The sequence below is a fragment of the Shigella sp. FC1567 genome, from assembly GCF_001743015.1.
Taxonomy (GTDB): Bacteria; Pseudomonadota; Gammaproteobacteria; order Enterobacterales; family Enterobacteriaceae; genus Escherichia; species Escherichia coli.
In genome coordinates this window covers 1-4,060 of record NZ_MIIV01000171.1, presented here as the reverse complement: position 1 = coordinate 4,060, position 4,060 = coordinate 1, and the positions used below count along the sequence as shown (strand labels likewise).

Genomic DNA, 4,060 nt, shown 5'->3' with positions numbered 1-4,060 from the left:
TTTCTGGTGCGTACCGGGCTGAGAGGCGGTGTAAGTGAACTGTAGTTGCCATGTTTTACGGCAATGAGAGCAGAGATAGCGCTGATGTCCGGCAGTGCTTTTGCCGTTACGCACCACGCCTTCAGTAGCGGAGCAGGAAGGACATCTGATGGAAATGGAAGCCACGCAAGCACCTTAAAATCACCATCATACACTAAATCAGTAAGTTGGCAGCATTACCCGCGATGATTATCAAAAAAGAGTACGGCTGACTGGAGTTCTCAGCTTATGCCCAGTCTCGCGTGCTGCAAAAACTCTCCGGCGTGAGCGGGATCCTGGCGATTACCGTCGGCGTGCCGAACTCATTAGGCCCGGGCGAGCTGCTGCAACATTACGGCACTGACGAGCAGAAAGATCACTATCTGCCGCGTCTGGCGCGTGGTCAGGAGATCCCTTGCTTTGCACTGACAAGCCCGGAAGCGGGTTCCGATGCGGGCGCGATTCCGGACACCGGGATTGTCTGCATGGGCGAATGGCAGGGCCAGCAGGTGCTGGGGATGCGTCTGACTTGGAACAAACGCTATATTACGCTGGCACCGATTGCGACTGTGCTTGGGCTGGCGTTTAAACTCTCCGACCCGGAAAAGCTGCTGGGTGGCGCAGAAGATTTAGGTATTACCTGTGCGCTGATCCCGACCACCACGCCGGGCGTGGAAATTGGTCGTCGCCACTTCCCGCTGAACGTACCGTTCCAGAACGGACCGACGCGCGGTAAAGATGTCTTCGTACCGATCGATTACATCATCGGTGGGCCGAAAATGGCCGGGCAAGGCTGGCGGATGCTGGTGGAGTGCCTCTCGGTAGGCCGCGGCATCACCCTGCCTTCCAACTCAACCGGCGGCGTGAAATCGGTAGCGCTGGCAACGGGCGCGTATGCTCACATTCGCCGTCAGTTCAAAATCTCTATCGGAAAGATGGAAGGGATTGAAGAGCCGCTGGCGCGTATTGCCGGTAATGCCTACGTGATGGATGCTGCGGCATCGCTGATTACCTACGGCATTATGCTCGGCGAAAAACCTGCCGTGCTGTTGGCTATCGTTAAGTATCACTGTACCCACCGCGGGCAGCAGTCGATTATTGATGCGATGGATATCACTGGTGGCAAAGGCATTATGCTCGGGCAAAGCAACTTCCTGGCGCGTGCTTACCAGGGCGCACCGATTGCCATCACCGTTGAAGGGGCTAACATTCTGACCCGCAGCATGATGATCTTCGGACAAGGAGCGATTCGTTGCCATCCGTACGTGCTGGAAGAGATGGAAGCGGCGAAGAACAATGACGTCAACGCGTTCGATAAACTGTTGTTCAAACATATCGGTCACGTCGGTAGCAACAAAGTTCGCAGCTTCTGGCTGGGCCTGACGCGCGGTTTAACCAGCAGCACGCCAACCGGCGATGCCACTAAACGCTACTATCAGCACCTGAACCGCCTGAGCGCCAACCTCGCCCTGCTTTCTGATGTCTCGATGGCAGTGCTGGGCGGCAGCCTGAAACGTCGCGAGCGCATCTCGGCCCGTCTGGGGGATATTTTAAGCCAGCTCTACCTCGCCTCTGCCGTGCTGAAGCGTTATGACGACGAAGGCCGTAATGAAGCCGACCTGCCGCTGGTGCACTGGGGCGTACAAGATGCGCTGTATCAGGCTGAACAGGCGATGGATGATTTACTGCAAAACTTCCCGAACCGCGTGGTTGCCGGGCTGCTGAATGTGGTGATCTTCCCGACCGGACGTCATTATCTGGCACCTTCTGACAAGCTGGATCATAAAGTGGCGAAGATTTTACAAGTGCCGAACGCCACCCGTTCCCGCATTGGTCGCGGTCAGTACCTGACGCCGAGCGAGCATAATCCGGTTGGCTTGCTGGAAGAGGCGCTGGTGGATGTGATTGCCGCCGACCCAATTCATCAGCGGATCTGTAAAGAGCTGGGTAAAAACCTGCCGTTTACCCGTCTGGATGAACTGGCGCACAACGCGCTGGCGAAGGGGCTGATTGATAAAGATGAAGCCGCTATTCTGGTGAAAGCTGAAGAAAGCCGTCTGCGCAGTATTAACGTTGATGACTTTGATCCGGAAGAGCTGGCGACGAAGCCGGTAAAGTTGCCGGAGAAAGTGCGGAAAGTTGAAGCCGCGTAATTGAATAACGGAGCCGAAAGGCTCCGTTTCTTTATCCGCTAATTATTTAAAATTAAAGCCATCCGGATGGTTTTCCAGGCTGCCGGTCAACGCCGCGAACAGCACCGTTTTACCATCAATCGAAAGCGCATCGTTCACATTCAGCCAGGTGAGTTTCTCTTGCGACGTTTTCTCATCAATAGTCGAGAACAGCCCCGTCATCTGATTAGATTTCTCGGACCACATCACAGCGATACGTTGCGAGCCACAGTCATGCGGTTTGCACGCGCTCATCACCTGATACGTCTCATCTCCCAACGTTACGGTTTGTGCGGGAGTATAAGTACCGCCTTTCATCACCCAGGCAGGCAGCTTATGCCCTTGTACCATCTGATTAAATGCAGCTTTGGTGGTTTCGCCCTTTGCAAGGCTGCTAATGGTTAAATCATCCTGCGCCATTGCACTGGTGGCGATGACCAGAGCGGCGACTGTCGTTATTGCCTTAAACATCATTCCTCCCGAGCTTATCCTGCCCATGTTATTAACCTTCTAAAGCCTGGCGATAACACGATAATTTGCAAATCAGATATTTCCAATATCAGCATTTGTTATCAATTTATTCTGCGCTAAGGCAACTGCCTGATAAGGTGTTAAAGTTATAAAACCCTTCGCATAAAGGAGTTGTACACCGTGCCTGGTTTGAAGATTACGCTTTTGCAGCAACCACTGGTGTGGATGGATGGCCCTGCCAACCTGCGTCATTTTGATCGTCAACTGGAAGGTATTACCGGGCGCGATGTGATCGTTCTACCGGAGATGTTTACCAGCGGCTTTGCCATGGAAGCGGCAGCTTCGTCGCTAGCACAAGATGACGTAGTGAACTGGATGACAGCTAAGGCGCAGCAGTGCAATGCGCTGATAGCAGGCAGTGTTGCATTACAAACGGAGTCTGGTTCGGTTAACCGCTTTTTGCTGGTTGAGCCGGGCGGCACGGTACATTTTTATGATAAGCGTCATCTGTTCCGCATGGCAGATGAGCATCTACATTATAAAGCGGGCAATGCGCGAGTGATTGTGGAATGGCGCGGCTGGCGTATTTTGCCGTTGGTGTACTACGACTTACGTTTTCCGGTGTGGTCGCGCAATCTCAACGATTATGACCTCGCCATCTACGTTGCCAACTGGCCTGCTCCGCGCTCTCTGCACTGGCAGGCATTGCTGACGGCCCGCGCGATTGAGAATCAGGCGTATGTGGCGGGATGCAATCGCGTCGGCAGCGATGGCAACGGCTGCCATTATCGCGGTGACAGCCGGGTGATTAATCCACAAGGCGAGATTATCGCTACTGCCGACGCGCATCAGCAACGCGCATTGATGCGGAGCTGTCGATGATGGCATTGCGGGAATATAGAGAAAAGTTTCCGGCATGGCAGGATGCGGATGAGTTTAGGTTGCGGTGAGTGGGGGTTGTGTTTAAGGCTGGGGGAGAGTCGGGGTAAGACTACGAAAGCCCGCTCTCCGCAAGGACTGACGCCAGATAGTTTCTGTCCATAGCTGCTTTTCGGGTAATGACTCCAACTTACTGATAGTGTTTTATGTTCAGATAATGCCCGATGACCTTGTCATGCAGCTCCACCGATTTTGAGAACGACAGTGACTTCCGTCCCAGCCTTGCCAGATGTTGTCTCAGATTCAGATTATGTCGCTCAATGCGCTGAGTGTAACGCTTGCTGATAACGTGCAGCTTTCCCTTCAGGCGTGATTCATACAGCGGCCAGCCATCCGTCATCCATACCACGACCTCAAAGGCCGACAGCAGGCTCAGAAGACGCTCCAGTGTGGCCAGAGTGCGTTCACCGAAGACGTGCGCCACAACCGTCCTCCGTATCCTGTCATACGCGTAAAACAGC

Annotated in this window: 2 protein-coding genes and 3 pseudogenes; 2 read left to right on the top strand and 3 right to left on the bottom strand. The window is 53.9% G+C overall.

From position 1 onward, the window contains the following. Nucleotides 1–165 (bottom strand): IS1 family transposase (locus tag BHE85_RS11690; protein WP_047664789.1); only part of this gene is annotated, 165 nt, incomplete at its 3' end. A 56-nt stretch (nucleotides 166–221) separates the two neighbouring features. Between BHE85_RS11690 and BHE85_RS11685 the strand changes: the two are divergent. After that, nucleotides 222–2,171, top strand: a pseudogene (locus tag BHE85_RS11685) (acyl-CoA dehydrogenase); the annotation flags it as partial. Between the two features lie 42 nt (nucleotides 2,172–2,213). On the opposite strand, the gene ivy reads toward BHE85_RS11685, so the two are convergent. Next, on the bottom strand, nucleotides 2,214–2,660 hold the full coding sequence (ivy, locus tag BHE85_RS11680; RefSeq protein ID WP_001308392.1) for an Ivy family C-type lysozyme inhibitor: 447 nt from the start codon (nucleotides 2,658–2,660) through the stop codon (nucleotides 2,214–2,216). 180 nt (nucleotides 2,661–2,840) lie between these two features. On the opposite strand from ivy, the pseudogene yafV reads away from it, so the two are divergent. Then, nucleotides 2,841–3,610 (top strand): annotated as a pseudogene (yafV, locus tag BHE85_RS11675) (2-oxoglutaramate amidase). A gap of 119 nt (nucleotides 3,611–3,729) precedes the next feature. Here yafV and BHE85_RS11670 read toward each other — a convergent pair. After that, nucleotides 3,730–4,060 (bottom strand): annotated as a pseudogene (locus BHE85_RS11670) (IS1-like element IS1X2 family transposase); the annotation flags it as partial.

Excerpts from the sequence above, each read along its gene's own strand:
- ivy (WP_001308392.1), bottom strand. The coding sequence starts at position 2,660 with ATGTTTAAGGCAATAACGACAGTCGCCGCTCTGGTCATCGCCACCAGT.